Below are 20,178 nucleotides of genomic sequence, written 5' to 3' on the forward strand. Positions count from 1 at the left end.
TGCGAGGTCGGAGCGTCGCCGTACCCTAGAGGCATGGACTTCCTCGACGAGATCGTGCTGACAGGGCTGACCGTGTTCGGCCACCACGGCGTCTACCCGCACGAGCGGGAGAACGGGCAGGAGTTCACGGTCGACCTCCGGTTGCGGCTCTCCCTCGAACAGGCCGCCGCGTCCGACGAAGTGGCCGACACCGTGCACTATGGCGAGCTCGCGGAGCGGGTGGCCGCCGTCGTCGCGGGGGAGCCGGTGAACCTCATCGAGACCCTGGCCGAGCGGATCGCGGACGTCGCCCTCGGCGACCGCCGCGTGCAGCAGGTGACCGTGACGGTGCACAAGCCGCAGGCACCGATCGCCCTGACCTTCGACGACGTGGCCGTGACGGTGCATCGGACGCGGGCTCCGGAGTCGCTGGAGGACATCACCACATGAGCCGCAACCTCACCCGCCCGCCGGAGGTGCCGGGCCCCCGAGCTCCGCGCCCCGAGACGGTGGCGGTCGTCGCGCTCGGCGCCAACCTCGGAGACCGAGAGGACACGATCCGCGCCGCGGCCGCGCGCATCGGGCGGCTCCCGCTCGTCTCGGACGTGCGCCTGTCGCGCCTGTTCGAGACGGTGGCGCTCCGTGTGGACGGCCCCGATCCGGACGCCCCCGGGTATGTGAACGCGGTGGCTCTGGTGACCACCCGGCTCGCTCCCGAGATCCTCCTCGGCATGCTGCACGCCATCGAGGACGAGAACGGCCGCGTGCGCGGCGAGCGGTGGGGCGACCGCACCCTCGACCTCGACCTCATCGCCTACGGCGACGTCGTCTCGGACGACCCCCGGATCCAGCTGCCCCATCCGCGGGCGGCGGAGCGGCTGTTCGTCCTGGAGCCGTGGCTCGACATCGACCCCGACGCCGAGCTCGTGGGGTGCGGCCGGGTCGCCGATCTGGCGGCGGACCTTCGCGCGCGAGGCGAGGGATGAAGCGCACCTCCGCCGGACTTCTCGCCGTCCTCGCGCTCGTCGGCGCCGGGGCCGGCTTCATCCTCGACCAGATGCTCACGGCGACGGGGCGGGCCACGTTCACGCCGTCCCTCTTCCTCCCGGTGCTGCTCGTCCTCATCGCGGGCGCATCGCTCGGGGTGGCCTGGCCGGTGCGGCGCAGCGTCCGCTCCGGGGTGCGCATCGACCCGTTCCGTGCCCTCCGGGCCGCGACCCTCGCGCGGGCGTCCAGTCTGCTGGGGGCGATCCTGGCGGGCTTCGGGGCAGGACTGCTGGCCTTCCTCCTCACGCGCCCCATCGATCCCCCGATAGGGTCGACTGTGGCCATGGTGGCGCTGATCGCGAGTGCGGTCGTGCTCGTCATCGCCGCTCTCGTAGCCGAACAGTTCTGCACCCTGCCGAAGGATCCTGATGACTCAGAACCCAGAGACCGCGCCCCTGAACCCGGCGGAGGGCACTGACCTCGGCGCCCTCGACCAGGGCACCTACACGGGCCTGCGCACGGCGCGCAACGAGGCCCGCCTCGAGCTCGACGGCACCTGGCACCAGATCTCGCCGCGCTACGTGGTGTCGCAGATCGTGCAGAACGTCATCTTCCTGGCGATCGTCGTGGCGGCGGCCGTCGTGCTGAACATCGTGCTCGAACAGGACTGGGTGTGGATCCCGGCCGGGGTCATCATCCTCATCACGCTCGTGACGCTGGTCATCCTCCCGCGTCAGGCGCGGGCGATCGGCTACATGCTGCGGGCGGACGACATCGTGTTCCGCAAGGGCATCCTGTGGCAGCGCATGATCGCGGTGCCGTATGGCCGCATGCAGCTCGTCGACATCACCCAGGGGCCGCTCGACCGGGCGTTCGGCATCTCCCAGCTCAAGATGGTCACCGCCGCGGCGACCACCGGTGTGCAGATCCCCGGCCTCACCCAGGCGGCGGCCGAGGCGCTGCGCGACACGCTCATCCAGGTCGCCGAGACCCGCCGGACCGGCCTGTGAGCGAGTCGCAGCTCCCCACCGCCGCGCCGGGGCAGACCTCCGCGGGCACACCGTCGACGCACCTCGCGGACGGTGAATGGCACCGGATGCATCCGCTCACGCCGCTCTTCAAGGGCGGCCTGGCGCTCATCATCGTGGGTGGCATCGTGATCGCGAACATGCGCGACCGGGTCATCGCCTGGCTCGTCGGGCAGTTCGCGCCCGAGGAAGCGCACTACGACGACTACACCGGCGGCGACCCGGTGGACTGGGTGCTCGCGAACAACTTCGCGCTCATCGCGCTGCTGGGTGTCCTGGCGCTCGTCGTGGTGCTCGTGGCGATCTTCTGGTTCATCTGGCGCTTCCAGCAGTTCCGCATCACCGGCGACCATGTCGAGGTGCGCAAGGGCATCATCTTCCGTTCCCATCGCCGTGCTCCCCTCGACCGCGTGCAGGGTGTGAACCTCACGCGGCCGTTCCCGGCACGCATCATCGGCCTCGCGAAGCTCGAGGTCGTCGGCGCGGGCACCGACGCGAACGTCGCGCTCGAGTACCTGGCGACGCCACGTGCCGAAGGCGTGCGCGCCGAGATCCTGCGCCTGGCTTCCGGGGCTCGTGCCGCGCGGCACGCGGCGTCGGATCCGCAGGGCGCAGCGACGCCGGGCGGGACCGCTCCGGCTTCCACCCGGGCACAGCTCGTCGGCTCGATGAACGAGGGCGTCAACGGCCTGCTCGCCGGTGTGGACCTGCAGGACGTCGTCCCCGAGAGCGTCGTCAAGATCCCGGCCGGCCGGCTGATCGGCTCGCAGCTCATCTCCGGGCTGCTGTGGCTGGTCTTCTTCGGCGTGATTTTCGCGATCGCGATCGGCAGCACCCTCATCGGCATCCTCGTCGACGGCGATCCCGACGGCGGGATCGTCCTCCTCGGCATCGGTCTCGGCATGGGCGTCCCCATGGTCATCGCCGTGGTCGGTATCACGTGGGCGCAGATCTCCAAGTCGCTGCGCTACTCCATCGCGCCCACCCCCGACGGCGTGCGCATCACCTACGGGCTGCTCACCACCGTCACCGAGACCCTGCCGCCCGGCCGCATCTTCGCGGTCGAGGTGTCGCAGTCCCTGCTCTGGCGGCCGTTCGGCTGGTGGACCATCAAGATCAACCGGATGAGCGGCAAGAGTGCCGCGCAGCAGTCGTCGAGCAGCGGTCAGCAGTTCAACGTCGTGCTTCCGGTCGGCAAGCGCGCAGACGTGGAGCGGGTGCTGTCGCTCGTGCTGCCCGACGTGCCGGCTGAGAGCATCCCCGCGCTGTGGGACCAGGGCGTCGTCGGTCCGACCGACGCCGACCCCTACCGGACGATGCCGCGCCGGGCCTGGTGGCGGCGACCGTTCTCCTGGAAGCGCCACGGCTATACGGTGACGACGGACGGCCTGCTCCTGCGCCGCGGCATCGTGTGGCGCAAGCTCGCGGTCTTCCCGCTCGCGCGTCTCCAGGGCGTTTCGCTGAGCCAGGGGCCTATCGACCGGGCCCAGGGGGTCTCCGGTGCACAGGTGCACACCGTGCCCGGGCCGATCACCGGCCTCCTCTCGGGGCTCGAGCGCGCCGACGCCCTTGCGCTGCTCAACGAGGTCAGCGTCGCCGCGGCCGAGGCGGCGTCCCGCGACCACACCCACCGCTGGAGCGAGCACGCCGCGGCCGGAGTTCCGGTCGCACCGCCCGCTCCGCCGGTGTTCGGCGGTCCTGCGACGCCGACGTCTCCCGCGTTCGGAGGGGCGGCATCCGCTCCGTCCGCTCCGCCCGCTCCGCCCGCTCCGCCCGCGGGCGTTCCGGGGCCGGCGACGCCGCCGCCTCCGGTCCCGCCCGTCCGGACGCCTCCGGTGACGCCGCCGCCGGCGCCTCCGGTCACGGCGCCTCCGGTCGCTCCGCCCTCCGTTCCACCGGTGGCGCCGCCACCGCCGCAGACGGCGGCCCCGTCCGCCCCGCCGGCGCCGCCCGGCTCGGTCGTGCCTCCGACGCCACCGATCCCGCCGGCGCGACCGGACGCGCCGCGCGAGGAGTGAGCGTGGTGCGTGACGGCCGTCTCGGCGTCGGCATCGTCGGCGCGGGGCGTGTGGGCCCTGTTGTCGGCGCCGCGTTGGCCGGAGCCGGACATGCGATCGTCGGGATCACGAGCGGATCGGACGACGAGCGTGCGTCCGCGGTTCTCCCGGGCGTCCCGGTGCTGGACACCCAGGAGGTCGTGCGGCGCGCCGAACTGGTGGTCCTCGCGGTCCCCTCCGCCGAGCTTCCGGCCCTCGTCTCGGGCATCGCGGAGCTGGGCGGGTGGCAGATCGGCCAGCTCGTCCTGCACACCGATCCGGCGCAGGGCATCGAGGTCCTGCGCCCGGCGGCGGAGCGCGGTGCCATCCCGTTGGCGGTGCATCCGGCGATCACGTTCACCGGGACCTCGATCGATCTCCGACAGCTGCAGGCGGGATTCGCGGCGGTCACCGCTCCCGCCGCCGTGCTCCCGATCGCCCAGGCGCTGGCTGTGGAGATGGGGTGCGAACCGGTCGTCATCGCCGAGGCCGACCGTCCCGCCTATGCCGATGCGATCGCCACGGCCACGGAGTTCTCCCGCTCGATCATCGGCCAGTCGACCTCGCGGCTCCGTGAGATCGGCGTCGAGAATCCGGGCGGGTTCCTCTCCGCGCTGGTGCAGTCGACCGTCGAGCGGGCGCTGCGCGACGCCTCGGAACCGCCGCCACTCGTCTGATCGGGTGCGGGCGTGTGATCGTGCGCGCAGCGCCAGCCGACCGCTTCCCGGCTCAGCGTCCTCCGGAGAAGCCGCCGCCGCCACCGCCACCGGAGAATCCGCCGCCGAACGAACCGCCGCTGCTGGATGATGTGCCGGTGGACGGTGCGGAGTACGTCGCCGCCGCCGTGGAGGAACTCATGAACGCCACGAGCGAGGTGCGAAGCGCGAAGGATGCGGGGTCGCCGATCCAGGATGGGCCGTGCGTCTCCTGGCTGTATGCCGTCTCGAGCACGCGGCCCCACTCCTCCTCCATGCCGAACAGCATCGCGTAGGGGAGGAGGCGCTCGTAGATGTGGATGACGTCCACGCCCTCGTCGGTACGTCGTTCCGCCCCGGTGTAGGACTGCAGCATCCGCAGCCGGTCCTCCTCGGCGACGCGGATGAACTCGCGCACCCCCTGCAGGTGTTCGTACGCCTGTGCTCCCTCCGGAGTCAGGACCGTGTGCCGCGAGAAGGTGAAGAAGCTGGAGGCCGCGACGAGGAGGGCTCCGACGGAGATGGCCAGAAGCGCGGGGCCGGCGGACAACCGTCCGGATGCGACGGCGACGACGGCGACGACGAGACCGGCGACGGCGAGGGCGATCGCCACGGACTGCAGGATGACGGCCGCGCGGCTGCGCACCCTGGTCGTCAGGCCCCGGCGGGCGGCCTCTTCGCGTCCGTTCGTCGTCAGCGCCGTCATCCGCGTTGCGAATGCCTCACTCTCGGCCGGCAGGTCCACGACGCCGTCCGCACCCGCGTGGAGGAAGAGCGCGTCGAGCGCAGCCTGATCGAGGGGACTCGGCGCGCTGCCGTGGGGCCGTCGTCGAAGCCGTGGTGCTCCGGTCGACGTCCCGTCCTCGATGCGCAGCGCGCCGCGGACGGCGAGGTGCACGATCTCGGCAGGGATCACGTTCTCGGCTCCGGGCAGGATCGCGGCGGCGAGGAGGGGCGGCTGGTCGTCGGGGACGTCGTACTGCGCCACGATGATCCCGGTGGCGCGACGCCGACGTCGTGCAGCGCCCACGGCGACTGCCCATCCGACCGCGGACAGACCCACGGCGCCGGCGGCGGCGACGGCAGGCCCGAGATCGGCGACCGCGTCGGGCATGCGGGCAGCGGGCTGAGTCACTGAGCCGGGATCGAAGCCGACGGCCACCGTCACACCGTCCGCGGCGGGCAGAGGCCCGGCTTCGACGTGGAAGGAAGCGGCTTCTCCGTCCGCGATCGGGCCCTCCAGGTCGCAGGGCTCGGTGGATCCGGAGGGGCCGATGTAGCACTTCGTCGCGCCGGTGAGATGGGCGGTCAGCACGGCGTCGAACCGGATGTCGGCCTGGAACGCCTCGATCGGTTGCGTGCTGTCGAGCGGGAGGAGATCCCAGTAGAACTCGTCTGCGGCGTGGGTGCCGGACGGGTCGGGTGCGCTCCCGACGATGATGTCGCGCATCTCGTACTCGATGACGTAGGTGGTGAGGCCGTGGACGAAGTCGTCGTCGCCGGTGAGGATGAAGAGCGTCCCGTCATCCTCGTCGGTCTCATACGGGACGGCGGCTCCGTCCTCATCGGTGACCGCGAGCACCCGGGTGTCGATGTCAGCGTTCTTGTATGCCGTCGCCAGGCCGCGCACGATGCCGCGGTTCTGGTCGGCGTCGGGGAATCGCGCGACGAGCGTCTCCCTCACCTGCATGTGGGCCCGGCCGTCATCGTCGAGCCCGACGTCGTACACCGCGTCCCACGAGGCGTAGGAGAACTCGTCCACATCGGCGGCGGAGACGACGGTGGTCGCGGTCGCCGGGGTCGCCGCGACGGCGACTTCCGGCGCGAGGACAGGAACGGTGGCGAGAGCGAGGACGGCGCTCGCACGGAGGATCCGAGTGGGGGCCATGCTTCGAGGCTACCCAGCACGCCGCGCGGCGAGGACGTCCCGCGCCATCTCGGTAAACTGGGGAGGACTTCCAAGGAGCCCCGCACATGACTGATGCGCCCGCCGCGCCCGAAACGGCCTCGGCCGCCCCTTCCACCGAAGAGGACATCCACGAGCAGAAGGCCGTCCGCCTCGCCAAGCGCGAGCGTCTGATCGAGAAGCGCTCGGACGCCGGCGGCGGCGCCTTCCCTGTCGCGGTGCCGGTGACGCACAGCATCCCCGCACTGCGTGCGGAGTACGGCGACCTCGAGCCCGGCGCCGAGACCGGCGTGGTCGTCGGCGTCGCGGGGCGCGTGGTGTTCAGCCGCAACACCGGCAAGCTCTGCTTCGCCACGCTCCAGGCCGGCGACGGCACCCGCCTCCAGGCGATGATCTCCCTTGCCAATGTCGGCGAGGAGTCGCTCGCCGACTGGAAGGAGTACGTCGACCTCGGTGACCATGTCTTCGTGCACGGCGAGGTCATCTCCAGCCGCCGCGGTGAGCTGTCGATCATGGCGGACGACTGGACCATCGCGTCGAAGGCGATCCTGCCGCTGCCCAACGCCTACGCCGAGCTCAGCGAAGAGGGGCGTGTGCGCAGCCGCTACCTCGACCTGATCGTGCGTGAGCAGGCGCGGACGACCGTGCGTGCGCGCGCGGCGGTGAACGCGAGCCTGCGGGCGACCTTCGCCGCCCACGGGTACCTCGAAGTGGAGACGCCGATGCTGCAGGTGCAGCACGGCGGTGCATCCGCCCGCCCCTTCGTCACCCACTCCAATGCGTTCGACACCGAGCTCTACCTCCGCATCGCGCCGGAGCTGTACCTGAAGCGCGCGGTCGTGGGCGGGATCGAGCGGGTGTTCGAGATCAACCGGAACTTCCGCAACGAGGGCGCCGACTCGACGCACAGCCCGGAGTTCGCGATGCTCGAGGCCTACCAGGCCTACGGCGACTACAACCAGATGGCGGCCCTCACGCAGGAACTCGTCCAGCAGGCCGCGGTCGCCGTCGCCGGGTCGACCACGGTTACCTGGGCGGACGGCACCGAGTACGACCTGGGCGGCGAGTGGGACCGCATCTCGATGTACGAGTCCCTTTCCGCCGCCTCCGGACGGACGGTCACGCCCGCGGACTCCGTCGACGACCTGATCGCCTTCGCTGAGGCGAACGGGGTCGACGTGCCGCCTCAGGCCACGCACGGGAAGCTGGTCGAGGAGCTCTGGGAGCACTTCGTGAAGGGTGACCTCGTGCGGCCGACCTTCGTCATGGACTTCCCCGTCGACACGTCTCCCCTCGTGCGCGAACACCGGTCCGTCGAGGGCGTCGTGGAGAAGTGGGACCTCTACATCCGGGGCTTCGAGCTGGCGACCGGCTACTCCGAGCTCGTGGACCCCGTCATCCAGCGCGAACGCTTCGTCGAGCAGGCGAAGCTCGCCGCGCGAGGCGATGTCGAGGCCATGCCGATCGACGAGGAGTTCCTGCGGGCTCTCGAGCACGGCATGCCGCCGTCCGGGGGCATGGGGATGGGCATCGATCGACTCCTGATGGCGATCACCGGCCTCGGGATCCGCGAGACCATCCTCTTCCCGCTGGTCAAGTAGAAGCGACGCGCTCACGCTCCACGCCGCCCGTGGAACGCCCACTCCGGCAGAACGGCGCCGCACATCATGGTGTCCAGCAGCAGCGCGAGGCTGTACCCGGGATCGATCTCCCTCGCCATGTCGAGGTAGCGACCTGCGTGCGTGGCCCGGCCGAGCGCCCAGGAGAGCCAGGCCGCGACCGTGAGCGGGCCGGGGCGTGCTGCCCGCGGTGCCAGGGCGGTGGCGTCTCGGACGGCGTGCAGCGCCGCGCGGAGGCGCTCCCCGTCCGGCGCCGGGCCGCGGCCGAGGAACACTCGTCCGATGTCGTCGGGCACCGGCGCGCCGGAGGCGGCGAAAGCCAGCTGCGCCTCCATGGTGCGAATGCCCCGACGGTGATCGGTGGCCCACTGGGCGATCGCCGCATCGCGCACCGGCGGACGTCCGAGACACCACACGAGCGCTGCGGTGTCGAACGGCCGCAGACTGTCGTGGTGATGGACCACTGACTCGAGGAAGGCGGGGATGTCGTCGAGGAGCGCGCACGCCGAGATCACCTCCGGCTCTGCGGAACGAGAGGGGTCGGCCTGCCCTGGCGCGAGGGCGGCGTCGAGCCCGCGCAGGATGCGCGCCATCTGGTCCTCCTCCGCGGCGGAGACCGGCGGGAGCCCCGCGCCGGAGAACTGATCGCCGGAGACGTCGCCGAGGGAGGAGGCATCCGGCGGCGGAACGATGTCCGACAAGGGATGCAGCGTCGGATCCTCGTCGTCATACCGGGCCCATCCCTCGGGCGTCACACACAGGGCCTCGACGGTACGCAGCCCCGCTTCCTCGGCACATCCGAGAAGGGTGTCCACCGTCACAGCCTGAGGGAGGACGAGGCCATCTGGCGTCGTCTGGGGTGGTTCATCGGTGTACACGACGACGGCCAGCGCATCCGTACCGGGGACGCGGCCGAGCAACTCGACGGCCGCGGCGGCGTAATGCAGGGGAGGAACGGCGGCGTCGGGCAGATCGAGGCGCATCGCCCCGTCGCTGCGGCTGCCGTGGAACGGGAGGAGGGCGATGCTCTCGTGCGGCGTGAACCCTGCGAGGGCGGGCACGATGCCGAGGAACTGGGCGGAGTCGGAGGCGCGGAGCACGGTTGTCATGAGGATAGGTTCGCGTGCCCCCGTCTCCGTCGGAGCGGGTCCGGCGCGATGTGGACGAGATTCCTGTGAAGCGGCGCCTGTGCACGAGTAGTCGCTCGCGTACGATGGAGGCATGGACAACTTCTGGCTCGCCGCGGCATGGTCGCTCCTGCCGACGGTCGGCGTCAGCATCGTCTTCTTCGTCGTTCTCCGCGGCATCCTCCGGTTCGACCGCACGGAGCGGAAGGTCCACGCGCAGATCGAGGCCGAGGAACGCGCCGCGCGCGGACTGCCTCCGCGGGCCTGAGTCCGCCCCATCCGCTACTGTGAAGCGAGCGCGCCGGGTCCGGCGCGACCCGGGGTGACGACGATCCCCGGTGTAGGTGAGGGGGCGTGATGACCGCGGAGTCCTGGGGCTGGTGGGTCGCCGCCTTCGTGCTGGTGCTCGACATCATCATCCGCGTCACCGCGATCATCGTCATCCCGCGCAACCGCCGGCCCACCGCGGCGATGGCCTGGCTCCTCGCCGTGTTCTTCATCCCGGTGGTCGGCGTCTTCCTGTTCCTGCTGATCGGCAACCCCCGCCTGCCGCGTGCGCGGCGCCGCAAGCAGGAGCAGATCAACGAGTACATCGCGGAGACCAGCGAGCACCTCCACTTCGGGACGCTCCGGCCGAACGCCCCCGCCTGGTTCGGGCCGATCGTGCAGATGAATCAGCGCCTCGGCGCTCTGCCGCTCTCCGGCGACAACGGCGCGCACCTCATCTCCGACTACCAGGAATCACTGGACGAGATGGCGGAGGCGATCCGCACGGCGCAGGACTACGTGCACGTCGAGTTCTACATCCTGCAGTCCGACGACTCGACGGACAACTTCTTCCGCGCCCTCGAAGAGGTGGCTGCTCGGGGTGTGGCCGTGCGCGTGCTCCTCGACCACTGGGCGAACCGCGGCAAGCCGCGCTACCGCCAGACCATCGCCCGTCTCAACGAGATGGGCGCCGAGTGGCATCTGATGCTCCCGGTGCAGCCACTCAAGGGCAAGATGCAGCGCCCTGATCTGCGCAATCACCGCAAGCTGCTCGTCGTGGACGGCAACATCGCCTTCCTGGGATCGCAGAACATCACCGACTCCACCTACAACCTGCCGAAGAACATCCGACGCGGTCTGCACTGGGTCGATCTGATGGTGAGGCTCGACGGACCGGTGGTCTTGAGCGTCAACGCGATCTTCCTCAGCGACTGGTACAGCGAGACCGATGTCGTGCTGGAGGAGATCGACATCTCTCACGCCAACATCGGATCGGGGGACCTGGACTGCCAGGTGGTGCCGTCCGGTCCCGGCTTCGAGGTCGAGAACAACCTGCGCCTGTTCCTCGCGCTCCTCTACGCGGCGAAGAAGCAGATCATGATCGTCAGCCCGTACTTCGTCCCGGACGAGGCTCTGCTGCTGGCGGTCACCGCGGCCGTGGACCGCGGTGTCGAGGTGCAGCTGTTCGTCTCTGAGGAGGGCGACCAGGCGATGGTCTACCACGCCCAGCGGAGCTACTACGAAGCGCTGCTGCGCGCGGGGGTGCGGATCTGGATGTACCGGAAGCCCTACATCCTCCACACGAAGAGCCTCACGATCGACGATGAGGTGGCCGTCATCGGGTCGAGCAACATGGACATGCGCTCGTTCGGCCTGAACCTCGAGGTCTCGATGCTCGTCCGCGGCCAGGAGTTCGTCGCCGAGATGCGCGAGGTCGAGGACAAGTACCGGTCGTTGAGCCGGGAGCTGACCCTCGAGGAATGGATGCAGCAGCCCCTGCGCTCCACCGTGCTCGACAACCTGGCACGGCTGACCTCCGCGCTGCAGTGACCGCGCATTTCGTCAAGCCCCATTTCGGGCGGGGGAACCCGCCGCTAGCCTGAGGGCATGACTCCCCGCAGGCTTGTGATCGCCGTGTCCTCCGCGCTCGCCGCCGCTCTCGTCCTCGCCGGCTGCACGGTCGGTCCCGGCGGAGCGGCACCGCACTCGACGTCCGACCCGTCCAGCGGTCCCGGGAGTGCGGGGAGCAGCGACGACCAGGACGACATGGACGCGACGCTCCTCGACGACGGACGGATGTTCGCCATCGTGAGCTGGGGATCCTCGACGTGCCTGCCCCAGGTCGACGACATCACCGCCGAGGGACAGCGGGTCTCGGTCACCCTCGTCGAGCCGGACGCCGATGGTGCGACGGAACAGGCCTGCACGGCCGACCTCGCACCGCGCGCGAGCCTGGGCGCGCTGCCCGAGGGGGTCGACCCGACGAAGGACATCACTCTCGTCGTGACGTACGGGGACCTGCTCGACGAGATCGACGTCGATGCCGATCCCGACGCCACGGCGACACCGGGATCGTCGACCGAGTATCAGCCTTCGGCCGGCTGGTTCGACGACGGTGGGCTCGTCCTCCTGACCTGGGGATCCTCCAGCTGTGCTCCGGTCGTCGAGTCCGTCGAGGCCGACGGGTCCACGGGGACCGTCACGTTCGTCACCGACGAGAACCAGGTGTGCACCATGGACATGGCGCCGCGGGGCACGGTGATCGAGTTCGCCGAGGACGAGGTCGATGATGATGGTCCGTTCCAGCTGACCTTGGTCGGCGGCGGTCTGGAGGGCACTGTCGACGTGCGCTGAGGAGGCGACTCCTCAGAGGATGTGCACCGGGTGCCCGGTGGGCAGAGCCAGCAGGAGTGCGCCGGGGTCGGCACGGCAGGTGACGCGCACGGCCTCGCCGAACTCGTCGCCGTCGAGCTCGATGGGCGTGGGGGCGGGCGCCGCAGCTTCGGCGCGGGCGCCCCGGAAGTAATGGACGGACGCGTCCGTGCCACGGCGCTCGAGCACGAGCCGTCCGGCACGGAACCGGCGCAGCACGGAGTTGTCCCACCAGATCTTGCGCCAGACGCCGAGCCAGCCGAGGACGCCGGTCGGCTGGATGACCGCGACGTCGAGGGTCGCGTCGGTGATCGACGCGTCGGGGATCAGGGAGATGCCGGCCGGAAGGGTGCCGCAGTTCGCGAACAGGATGCTGTGCACCTTCGTGGAGTGCAGGCGCCCTGTGCCGATCTGGTAGACCGCGCGGAAGGGCTTCGCGCGGGGGAGTGACCGGGCGGCGCCGTCGACGTAGGCGATCCAGCCGACGGACTTCTTCAGATCGGCACGGGTGTTCGCGATCATGTCGGCGTCCAGGCCGATGCCGGCGAGCACGACGAACGCATGCTCCTCCTCGCCGCCGTCCTCCCTGGTCATCCGGGCCCAGCCGATGTCGATGGGGTGGTGGAAGTCGCCGAGGGCGGCACGGATCATCTCCGCGGGGTCGGCCAGCGGGAGACCGAGGTTGCGCGCGAGAAGGTTCCCGGTGCCGCTCGGGAGGATCGCGAGTGGCACGCCCGTATTGGCGATGGCTTCGGCGACCGCCCGCACCGTGCCGTCGCCGCCGGCCACGAGCACGACGTCCACCCCGCGCGCGAGCGCTTCCGCCGTCGCTCCCTGCCCCGCGTCCTCCACGGTCGTGGGGTAGAAGGCGGGGTGGTCCCATCCGGCCTCGCGGGACAGGTCGCGGACCTGGGCGCGCAGACGCTTCCCGTCGATCTTCACCGGGTTGTACACGAGCGCCGCCTGCTTCAGAACGGGAGGACTCGTGGTCATGGCGCTACTCTAGACCGGCATCGTCCGAGGAGAGCAGCACGGGTGGAGGGATACCCGGCAGCCCGGTCCCCGGGCGCACACCTCGTAGACTTGCGGCATGATCGACCTCGCACTCCTCCGCGACAACCCGGAGATCGTCCGCCGTTCGCAGGCTGCCCGTGGCAATGACCAGAGCACCGTCGACGTCGCACTCGAGGCCGACCGATCGCGCCGCGCCGCGCTCGCCGCGTTCGAGGAGCTGCGCGCCGAGCAGAACGCGTTCGGCAAGCAGGTGGCGAAGGCGCCCAAGGAGGAGAAGGCGGCCCTCGTCGCGCAGGCCAAAGACCTCGCGGACCGCGTCAAGCAGGCCCAGCACGCGGCGAACGAAGCGGCCGAGGCCGCTGCCACGGCACTCGCGCGGATCGAGAACGTCGTGATCGACGGCGTCCCGGCCGGCGGCGAGGAGGACTTCGTCGAGCTCCGTCGCGTGGGCGAGGTCCCGGCGTTCGACTTCGAGCCGCGCGACCACCTCGAGCTCGGTGAGCTTCTCGGCGCCATCGACATGGAGCGGGGGGCCAAGGTCTCCGGTGCGCGCTTCTACTTCCTGCGCGGGATCGGTGCCCGACTCGAGATCGCGCTCATGAACCTCGCTCTCGACAAGGCGTTGCAGAACGGCTTCGTCCCCCTCATCACGCCCACCCTCGTGCGCCCTGAGATCATGCAGGGCACGGGGTTCCTGGGGGAGCACGCCGATGAGGTGTACCACCTCGACAAGGACGACGACCTCTACCTCGTCGGCACCAGCGAGGTCGCTCTTGCCGGGTATCACAAGGACGAGATCGTGGACCTCGCAAGCGGGGCCCTCCGTTATGCCGGATGGTCCACGTGCTACCGCCGGGAAGCCGGCTCGCACGGCAAGGACACCCGGGGCATCATCCGCGTGCATCAGTTCAACAAGCTGGAGATGTTCGTCTACACCACGGCTGAGGACGCCGAGGCCGAGCACCTGCGCCTCGTCGCGCTGCAGGAGGAGATGCTGACCTCGCTCGGCCTCGCATACCGGGTGATCGACGTCGCCGCGGGAGACCTCGGGTCGAGCGCGGCGCGGAAGTACGACATCGAGGCCTGGGTGCCCACACAGGGCGCGTTCCGCGAGCTGACCTCCACCTCGAACTGCACGACCTTCCAGGCGCGTCGTCTGGACGTGCGCTACCGCCCTGCCGTGGAGGAGGGCGGTACGGCGCCGAAGACCCAGCACGTCGCGACCCTCAACGGCACGCTCGCGACGACGCGCTGGATCGTCGCCCTGCTCGAGACGCACCAGCAGGCGGACGGCTCGGTGCGGGTTCCCGAGGTCCTGCGCCCCTACCTCGGCGGACTCGAGGTGATCCGCCCGCTCGCCGACGAGCAGAGCACCCGGTGACGGCGCCCTGGCTGGTCGGCCTCGACGTCGACGGGACCATCCTCCTGCAGGACGAGACGATGAGCCCCGGTGTTCCTGAGGCCGTCGCCCGCGTCCGCGACGCGGGACACGTGGTGACCATCGCGACCGGTCGCAGCTGGATGGCGACCCGTCGCTACGTGGAGGAGCTCGGCCTCACCGCCGAGTACGTGGTGTGCTCCAACGGCGCCGTCACGATGCGCCGCGACGGGGACGACTGGGAGCGCTGGCACGTCGAGACCTTCGACCCGACACCCGTGCTGGCGCTGTTGCGGGACCGGCTCCCGGACGCGCGGTACATGGTGGAGCTCGGCTCGGGGCAGCGGCTGTTCACCGAGCAGCTCGACGACTGGACGCTCGACGGCGGCCGTCAGGTCGACTTCGAGGAGCTCGGGGCCCTCCCCGTCTCCCGGATCGTCGTCGTTTCGCCCGGGCACGACGAGGACGACTTCCACCGGCTCGTCGCCGATGCCGGGCTCAACGAGGTCTCGTATGCGATCGGCTGGACGGCCTGGCTGGACATCGCACCGCAGGGAGTGGACAAGGGCACGGCCCTGGAACGCGTGCGCGACGAGCTCGGTCTCGACGCCGCGCGCGTGCTCGTCGCCGGAGACGGACGCAACGACATCGGCATGTTCGGCTGGGCGCGCAGCGGCGGTGGGCGCGCCGTGGCGATGGGTCAGGCGCCGGTCGAGGTGAAGGACGCCGCGGGGGAGATTACCGCCGACGTGGAGCAGGGAGGGCTCGCCAGCGCCCTGGACACGCTTCCAGCGCCCGCCCAGGTCGACGCCGGAGAATAGAACTCGGCTAGACTCGCGCCTGGTCGACAGATGCTTCTGTCGGGAGGGTTGTCCGAGCGGCCGATGGAGCTGGTCTTGAAAACCAGTGGGCAGAGATGTCTCGTGGGTTCGAATCCCACACCCTCCGCTTCCTGAGCGCGGTACCCCCGCCGCGCTGAATCCGAAAGGGCCCGAGTGAGCGACAACACCCGCCGCCGCCGCACCGTCGCGCGACATGGTCAGCTGCGTTCGCCCGGCGCCGTCAGCCAGCTCCTCCGGCTTCTCGCGATCAGCATGGCGGTGGTCCTCGTCAGCGGCATCGGCGTCGCGGCCTACTTCTACCTCGATTTCTCCAGCACCGTCTCGGCGAACGCCGTCGACCTCGACGGGCAGGAAGACGTGCCGCCGGACATCGGAGAGTACAAGGGCGGCTTCAACCTCGTCCTCACCGGCGTCGACACGTGCGAGGACGACTACAAGCAGTACTTCGGCGATCGGTGCACCGGCGGGGATGCCGAGGGCACCCTCAACGACGTGAATCTGCTCGTGCACGTCTCGGAGGAGCCGCGGCGGATCACGGTCGTCAGCTTCCCGCGCGACCTGATGATCCCCATCCCGTCCTGTGAGGACGAGGACGGCAACGCCACCGCCGCGATGAGCAAGCAGCCCCTGAACGTCGCTTACACCGACGGCGGACTGAACTGCGTCGTCCGCACGATATCGGCCCTCACGGACCAGGAGGTGCAGTTCGCCGCCTCCGTGACGTTCGGCGGCGTCATCGAGATCACCAACGCGATCGGCGGCGTCGACGTCTGCCTCGCCAACCCGATCCGCGACCGCTACACGGGTCTCGACATGGCAGCCGGCACGCACACCGTCCAGGGGCTCGAGGCTCTGCAGTTCCTCCGCACCCGTCACGGCGTCGGCGACGGCAGCGACCTGGGCCGCATCGGCAACCAGCAGCAGTACATGTCGAGCCTCGCCCGCAAGCTCATCAGCGGCGAGGTGCTGGGCAACGTGCCGGTGATGCTGAAGCTCGCCAACACGGGCATCCAGAACCTGGAGACGAGCACGTCGCTCGCCGATCCGATGACGATGGTGAAGATCGCGCTCGCCGTGAAGTCGGTGCCGTTCGAGGACATCGTGTTCGTGCAGTACCCGACCCTGGAGGACTGGGACGACCCGAACAAGGTCGTGCCGAACGACGAGGCCGCCGCGGCGCTCTGGGACGCGATCGAGGCCAACGCCCAGCTGCAGATCACGCACGAGAACACCAGCAACGACGGTGTCGTCGTGCAGGAGCCGACGACACCCACCGAGCCCGCCGAGCCCACCACCCCGACGCAGGAGGCGACGCCGACCCCGACGACCGCTCCGGACGTCGTGGCGCTGCCCGATTCGATCAAGGGCAACTCCGCCGCGCAGCAGACGTGCTCGAACGGCAACGTGCGCTGATCAGCGCTCAGGCGCTCCGCGGGCGGTAGACCGTCGGCGGGTGCGTCGTCGCCACGAGGGCGCGAAGCTCCGAGAGCTCGGCAGGCGCCGCGCCGAGCGCCCGCGCCTGCATGAGGACGTTGCCGAGGGCCGTCGCCTCGACGGGGCCGGCCAGGACGGGAACCCCGGTGCGGTCCGCCGTCGCCTGGCACAGGAGCCGGTTGAGGGACCCGCCCCCGACGAGGTGGATGACGTCGACGGGGTGCCCGGCGAGACCGCCCGCCGTCCGGACGGCGTCGGCGAACGCGGTGGCGATGCTCTCCACGACGAGCCGGACGAACGCGGGACGCGAGGCGGGGACGGTGGTGCCGCGGGAACGCAGGAGATCGCTGATACGCGCAGGCATATCGCCGGGGGCCGAGAGCGCGGGGTCGTTCGCATCGAACACCCCCGACGGCGGCGCCGCGGCAGCAGCTTCGGCGAGCAGCCCCGACAGGTCGATGGGCGCTCCGTCCTCGTCTTCCCAGGCTCGCACGGTCTCGCTGAGGAGCCAGAGTCCGGTCACGTTGTGGAGGACGCGGAAGCGGTCGTCCACGCCGCGTTCGTTGGTGAAGTTGGCGTCCCTTGCCGCCCCCGTGAGGATCGGCTCGACCCGCTCGACCCCGACCAGCCCCCAGGTGCCGCAGGAGATGTACGCGGCACGGGGCGAGGTCATCGGGACGGCGACCACCGCCGAGGCGGTGTCGTGCGAACCCACGGCGATCACCGGCAGATCCGCGCCGATGCGCTCCGCGACCTCGGGGCGCAGCCGACCGATGACCATGCCGGGGTCGACGAGGTCCGGCAGGAGGGAGGCGTCGATGCCGAGGCGGGTCGCGAGCGACCGGTCCCAGGTGCCGGACTCCACATCCAGCAGCCCCGTCGTCGAGGCGTTGGTCCGTTCGGCGACGCGGGCGCCGGTGAGGAGGAAGGCGAGGAGGTCCGGGATGAGGAGTGCGGTGTCGGCGTCGTGCCGGAGTTCGTCCGCCCGGAGCTGGTAGAGCGTGTTGAACGGGAGGAACTGCAGGCCGTTGCGCGCGTGGAGGTCGTCGAACGGGACGAGGGCGTGCACCTCGGCCACCCCTCGAGCGGTGCGATCGTCACGGTAGTGGAACGGCTCCGCGAGCAGCTCTCCGGCGCGGAGGAGGCCGTAGTCGACGGCCCACGAGTCGATCCCGATCGACTCGATCCCCGGTTCCCGGCTGACCGCTTCGGCCAGGCCGTCGAGCACATGGGCGACGAGCGCGTCGAAGTCCCAGTGCAGACCGTCGGCGCGGGTGACTGGGCCGTTCGGGAAGCGGGAGACCGGCTCGAGCTCCAGGACGCCCGGCCCCACCCGGCCGATCATCACGCGGCCGCTCGTGGCGCCGAGATCCACCGCCGCGACCGCACGGACGTGTCGTGCGGTCGCGGGCGAGCGGTCGTCGGTCATCGCAGGAACGCCGCGGCGACGCCGGAATCGACGGGGATGTGCAGACCGGTGGTCCGGCTCAGCTCGGGACCGGTCAACACGAAGACGGCGTCCGCGACGTTCTCGGGGACGACCTCGCGCTTGAGGATGGTGCGGTTGGCGTAGAACTGGCCCAGGTCTTCTTCCTTGACGCCGTAGGTGGCCGCCCGGTTCGCTCCCCACCCGGAGGCGAAGATGCCGGAACCGCGGACCACGCCGTCGGGGTTGATCCCGTTGACCCGGATGCCGTGCTCGCCGAGTTCCACCGCGAGCAGTCGCACCTGGTGCGCCTGGTCGGCCTTCGTCGCCGAGTACGCGATGTTGTTCGGACCGGCGAAGACGGAGTTCTTGGAGGAGATGTAGATGATGTCGCCGCCGAGTCCCTGATCGATGAGCACCCGGGCTGCCGCCTTCGAGACGAGGAACGAGCCCTTCGCCATCACGTCGTGCTGGAGATCCCAGTCCTTCTCGGTCGTCTCCAACAGCGGCTTCGACAGCGAGAGACCCGCGTTGTTCACGACGAGGTCGAGGCCGCCGAACGCGAGCACCGCCTCGTCGATCGCCGCCTGCACCGCGTCGGCGTCGGCGACATCGGCGGCCACGCCGATGGCGACGTCCTCGTTCCCGAGCTCGGCGGCCGCGGCTCTGGCCTTGTCCAGGTCGAGGTCGGCGATGACGACGCAGGCGCCCTCCGCGGCGAGGCGCGTCGCGATGGCCTTGCCGATCCCGCTCGCGGCACCGGTGACGAGGGCGATGCGGCCCTGGTGGGATTTCGGCTTCGGCATCCGCTGCAGCTTCGCCTCCTCCAGCGCCCAGTACTCGATGCGGAACTTCTCCGCGTCGGAGATGGGGGTGTAGGCCGACAAGGCCTCGGCACCGCGCATGACGTTGATCGCGTTGACGTAGAACTCTCCGGCGACCCGTGCGGTCTGCTTGTTCGCTCCGTACGAGAACATCCCGACGCCGGGCACGAGGACGATGAGTGGATCCGCACCTCGGATCGCGGGGGATTCGGCGGTCGCGTAGGCGTCGTAGTAGGCCTGGTAGTCGGCGCGGTAGGCGGCGTGGAGCTCCCGCAGGCGTTCCGTCTGCTCCTCCAGGGTCGCGGTGGTGGGCAGGTCGAGGAGGAGCGGCTTGACCTTGGTGCGCAGGAAGTGGTCGGGGCAGCTCGTGCCGAGAGCGGCGAGGGCCGGAGCCTTCTCGGAGGCCAGGAAGTCGAGGACCACGTCGCTGTCCGTGAAGTGGCCGACCATCGGCTTGTCCGTCGACGCGAGCCCGCGGATGGTGCCGGCGAGGGCGGCCGCCCGTGCGCGGCGCTCCGGCTCCGGCAGGGCCTCGAAGCCCGATCGCGTGCCGCCGAACGGTGTGGGGGAGCCGTGCTCCGCGATGTGGGCGGCGGCGGTGTCGATCATCCACCGGGAGTTCGCCTCCGCCTCCTCCGAGGTGTCGCCCCACGCCGTGATGCCGTGGCCGCCGAGGATCGTGCCGATGGCCTGCGGGTTCTCCGCCTTGATCTGCGCGATGTCCAGTCCGAGCTGGAAGCCGGGGCGGCGCCACGGCACCCAGACGACCCGATCGCCGAAGATCGTCGTCGTGAGCTCCTCGCCGTCGGCCGCGGTGGCGATCGCGATGCCCGAGTCGGGGTGGAGGTGATCCACGTGCGGGGCGTCGACCAGGCCGTGCATCGCGGTGTCGATCGAGGGGGCGGCGCCGCCCTTGCCGTGCAGGCAGTAGTCGAACGCGGCGACCATCTCGTCCTCCCGCTCGACCCCCGGATAGACGTCGACGAGCGCGCGCATACGGTCGAGGCGGAGGACCGCGAGGCCGGCCTCGGTCAGGGTGCCGAGATCACCGCCGGAGCCCTTCACCCAGAGGAGCTCGACCGGCTGCCCCGTCACCGGGTCGATCTCGGTGCCCTTGGCGGAGGTGTTGCCGCCCGCGTAGTTCGTGTTCTTCGGGTCGGCGCCCAGGCGGTTGCTCCGCGCGATCAGTTCGGCGGCGGTGGGGTTCGTCATGTGAGTCCTCGGTTCGTGAGTGAAGATGCCC

Annotated in this window: 18 protein-coding genes and 1 tRNA gene; 14 read left to right on the top strand and 5 right to left on the bottom strand. The window is 70.5% G+C overall.

The annotated features are described in order from the left end of the window. Positions 1–33: 33 nt before the first annotated feature. From folB to BLU02_RS12740, 6 genes are read left to right on the top strand one after another with little or no spacing between them, the layout of a single operon-like run. Positions 34–429: a dihydroneopterin aldolase gene (gene folB, locus BLU02_RS12715; protein WP_060921544.1), complete on the top strand. Its 396-nt coding sequence runs from the start codon at positions 34–36 to the stop codon at positions 427–429. Beyond that, positions 426–965, top strand: coding sequence for a 2-amino-4-hydroxy-6-hydroxymethyldihydropteridine diphosphokinase (folK, locus tag BLU02_RS12720; protein WP_060921543.1), 540 nt, complete (start codon positions 426–428; stop codon positions 963–965). Before folB ends, folK begins: the two co-directional genes overlap by 4 nt. Beyond that, complete coding sequence (locus BLU02_RS12725; protein WP_025104584.1) at positions 962–1,444, top strand: DUF3180 domain-containing protein; 483 nt, start codon at positions 962–964, stop codon at positions 1,442–1,444. The genes folK and BLU02_RS12725 overlap by 4 nt, the downstream gene beginning before the upstream one ends. Continuing rightward, positions 1,395–1,976, top strand: coding sequence for a PH domain-containing protein (locus BLU02_RS12730; RefSeq protein ID WP_060921542.1), 582 nt, complete (start codon positions 1,395–1,397; stop codon positions 1,974–1,976). Before BLU02_RS12725 ends, BLU02_RS12730 begins: the two co-directional genes overlap by 50 nt. After that, positions 1,973–4,012, top strand: a complete 2,040-nt coding sequence (locus BLU02_RS12735) for a PH domain-containing protein (RefSeq protein ID WP_231919574.1) — start codon at positions 1,973–1,975, stop codon at positions 4,010–4,012. The genes BLU02_RS12730 and BLU02_RS12735 overlap by 4 nt, the downstream gene beginning before the upstream one ends. A gap of 2 nt (positions 4,013–4,014) precedes the next feature. Beyond that, positions 4,015–4,707, top strand: coding sequence for a DUF2520 domain-containing protein (locus BLU02_RS12740; RefSeq protein WP_060921443.1), 693 nt, complete (start codon positions 4,015–4,017; stop codon positions 4,705–4,707). 52 nt (positions 4,708–4,759) lie between these two features. Here the strand turns inward: BLU02_RS12740 and BLU02_RS12745 are convergent, their stop codons facing one another. Continuing rightward, positions 4,760–6,613, bottom strand: coding sequence for a DUF2207 domain-containing protein (locus tag BLU02_RS12745; RefSeq protein ID WP_060921408.1), 1,854 nt, complete (start codon positions 6,611–6,613; stop codon positions 4,760–4,762). Positions 6,614–6,699: 86 nt separating this feature from the next. On the opposite strand from BLU02_RS12745, the gene lysS reads away from it, so the two are divergent. Then, positions 6,700–8,232, top strand: coding sequence for a lysine--tRNA ligase (gene lysS / locus BLU02_RS12750; protein ID WP_060921409.1), 1,533 nt, complete (start codon positions 6,700–6,702; stop codon positions 8,230–8,232). 11 nt (positions 8,233–8,243) lie between these two features. On the opposite strand, the gene BLU02_RS12755 is transcribed toward lysS, so the two are convergent. Beyond that, complete coding sequence (locus tag BLU02_RS12755) at positions 8,244–9,359, bottom strand: DUF4192 domain-containing protein (protein WP_060921410.1); 1,116 nt, start codon at positions 9,357–9,359, stop codon at positions 8,244–8,246. A 112-nt stretch (positions 9,360–9,471) separates the two neighbouring features. Here BLU02_RS12755 and BLU02_RS17630 point away from each other — a divergent pair, with 112 nt between their 5' ends. The 3 genes from BLU02_RS17630 to BLU02_RS12765 all read left to right on the top strand — a co-directional run bounded on the left by BLU02_RS17630 (position 9,472) and on the right by BLU02_RS12765 (position 11,999). After that, positions 9,472–9,645 carry a hypothetical protein gene (locus tag BLU02_RS17630; RefSeq protein WP_167627854.1) on the top strand — a complete coding sequence of 58 codons (174 nt, stop codon included), beginning with the start codon at positions 9,472–9,474 and terminating at the stop codon, positions 9,643–9,645. Between the two features lie 89 nt (positions 9,646–9,734). Continuing rightward, the gene (cls, locus tag BLU02_RS12760; RefSeq protein ID WP_060921411.1) at positions 9,735–11,195 is read left to right on the top strand and encodes a cardiolipin synthase; all 1,461 of its coding nucleotides are present in this window, start codon (positions 9,735–9,737) and stop codon (positions 11,193–11,195) included. A 57-nt stretch (positions 11,196–11,252) separates the two neighbouring features. Next, positions 11,253–11,999 carry a hypothetical protein gene (locus BLU02_RS12765; RefSeq protein ID WP_060921412.1) on the top strand — a complete coding sequence of 249 codons (747 nt, stop codon included), beginning with the start codon at positions 11,253–11,255 and terminating at the stop codon, positions 11,997–11,999. 12 nt (positions 12,000–12,011) lie between these two features. Here BLU02_RS12765 and BLU02_RS12770 read toward each other — a convergent pair whose 3' ends face one another. Next, positions 12,012–13,010 (bottom strand): diacylglycerol/lipid kinase family protein, encoded by a 999-nt coding sequence (locus BLU02_RS12770; protein WP_060921413.1) that lies wholly within the window; start codon positions 13,008–13,010, stop codon positions 12,012–12,014. A 97-nt stretch (positions 13,011–13,107) separates the two neighbouring features. On the opposite strand from BLU02_RS12770, the gene serS reads away from it, so the two are divergent. From serS to BLU02_RS12790, 4 genes are all read left to right on the top strand, one after another. Further along, the gene (gene serS, locus BLU02_RS12775) at positions 13,108–14,412 is read left to right on the top strand and encodes a serine--tRNA ligase (protein ID WP_060921414.1); all 1,305 of its coding nucleotides are present in this window, start codon (positions 13,108–13,110) and stop codon (positions 14,410–14,412) included. After that, positions 14,409–15,230, top strand: coding sequence for an HAD family hydrolase (locus BLU02_RS12780; protein WP_060921415.1), 822 nt, complete (start codon positions 14,409–14,411; stop codon positions 15,228–15,230). The genes serS and BLU02_RS12780 overlap by 4 nt, the downstream gene beginning before the upstream one ends. Positions 15,231–15,272: 42 nt before the next feature. Further along, positions 15,273–15,357, top strand: a tRNA-Ser gene (locus BLU02_RS12785). A gap of 47 nt (positions 15,358–15,404) precedes the next feature. Further along, the gene (locus BLU02_RS12790) at positions 15,405–16,664 is read left to right on the top strand and encodes an LCP family protein (RefSeq protein WP_060921416.1); all 1,260 of its coding nucleotides are present in this window, start codon (positions 15,405–15,407) and stop codon (positions 16,662–16,664) included. 7 nt (positions 16,665–16,671) lie between these two features. Here the strand turns inward: BLU02_RS12790 and BLU02_RS12795 are convergent, their stop codons facing one another. Continuing rightward, the gene (locus tag BLU02_RS12795) at positions 16,672–18,114 is read right to left on the bottom strand and encodes a rhamnulokinase (RefSeq protein WP_060921417.1); all 1,443 of its coding nucleotides are present in this window, start codon (positions 18,112–18,114) and stop codon (positions 16,672–16,674) included. Beyond that, positions 18,111–20,147: a bifunctional rhamnulose-1-phosphate aldolase/short-chain dehydrogenase gene (locus BLU02_RS12800; RefSeq protein ID WP_060921418.1), complete on the bottom strand. Its 2,037-nt coding sequence runs from the start codon at positions 20,145–20,147 to the stop codon at positions 18,111–18,113. The genes BLU02_RS12795 and BLU02_RS12800 overlap by 4 nt, the downstream gene beginning before the upstream one ends. Positions 20,148–20,178 lie beyond the last annotated feature (31 nt).

The sequence above is a fragment of the Microbacterium paraoxydans genome, assembly GCF_900105335.1.
Lineage (GTDB): Bacteria > Actinomycetota > Actinomycetes > Actinomycetales > Microbacteriaceae > Microbacterium > Microbacterium paraoxydans.

Bases quoted from the DNA above. Each gene is read 5' to 3' on its own strand.
- BLU02_RS12755 (WP_060921410.1), bottom strand. From the start codon at position 9,359: ATGACAACCGTGCTCCGCGCCTCCGACTCCGCCCAGTTCCTCGGCATC.
- BLU02_RS12725 (WP_025104584.1), top strand. From the start codon at position 962: ATGAAGCGCACCTCCGCCGGACTTCTCGCCGTCCTCGCGCTCGTCGGC.
- BLU02_RS12730 (WP_060921542.1), top strand. From the start codon at position 1,395: ATGACTCAGAACCCAGAGACCGCGCCCCTGAACCCGGCGGAGGGCACT.
- lysS (WP_060921409.1), top strand. From the start codon at position 6,700: ATGACTGATGCGCCCGCCGCGCCCGAAACGGCCTCGGCCGCCCCTTCC.
- BLU02_RS12770 (WP_060921413.1), bottom strand. From the start codon at position 13,010: ATGACCACGAGTCCTCCCGTTCTGAAGCAGGCGGCGCTCGTGTACAAC.
- BLU02_RS17630 (WP_167627854.1), top strand. From the start codon at position 9,472: ATGGACAACTTCTGGCTCGCCGCGGCATGGTCGCTCCTGCCGACGGTC.
- folB (WP_060921544.1), top strand. From the start codon at position 34: ATGGACTTCCTCGACGAGATCGTGCTGACAGGGCTGACCGTGTTCGGC.
- serS (WP_060921414.1), top strand. From the start codon at position 13,108: ATGATCGACCTCGCACTCCTCCGCGACAACCCGGAGATCGTCCGCCGT.
- BLU02_RS12765 (WP_060921412.1), top strand. From the start codon at position 11,253: ATGACTCCCCGCAGGCTTGTGATCGCCGTGTCCTCCGCGCTCGCCGCC.
- folK (WP_060921543.1), top strand. From the start codon at position 426: ATGAGCCGCAACCTCACCCGCCCGCCGGAGGTGCCGGGCCCCCGAGCT.
- BLU02_RS12795 (WP_060921417.1), bottom strand. From the start codon at position 18,114: ATGACCGACGACCGCTCGCCCGCGACCGCACGACACGTCCGTGCGGTC.
- BLU02_RS12800 (WP_060921418.1), bottom strand. From the start codon at position 20,147: ATGACGAACCCCACCGCCGCCGAACTGATCGCGCGGAGCAACCGCCTG.
- cls (WP_060921411.1), top strand. From the start codon at position 9,735: ATGACCGCGGAGTCCTGGGGCTGGTGGGTCGCCGCCTTCGTGCTGGTG.
- BLU02_RS12745 (WP_060921408.1), bottom strand. From the start codon at position 6,613: ATGGCCCCCACTCGGATCCTCCGTGCGAGCGCCGTCCTCGCTCTCGCC.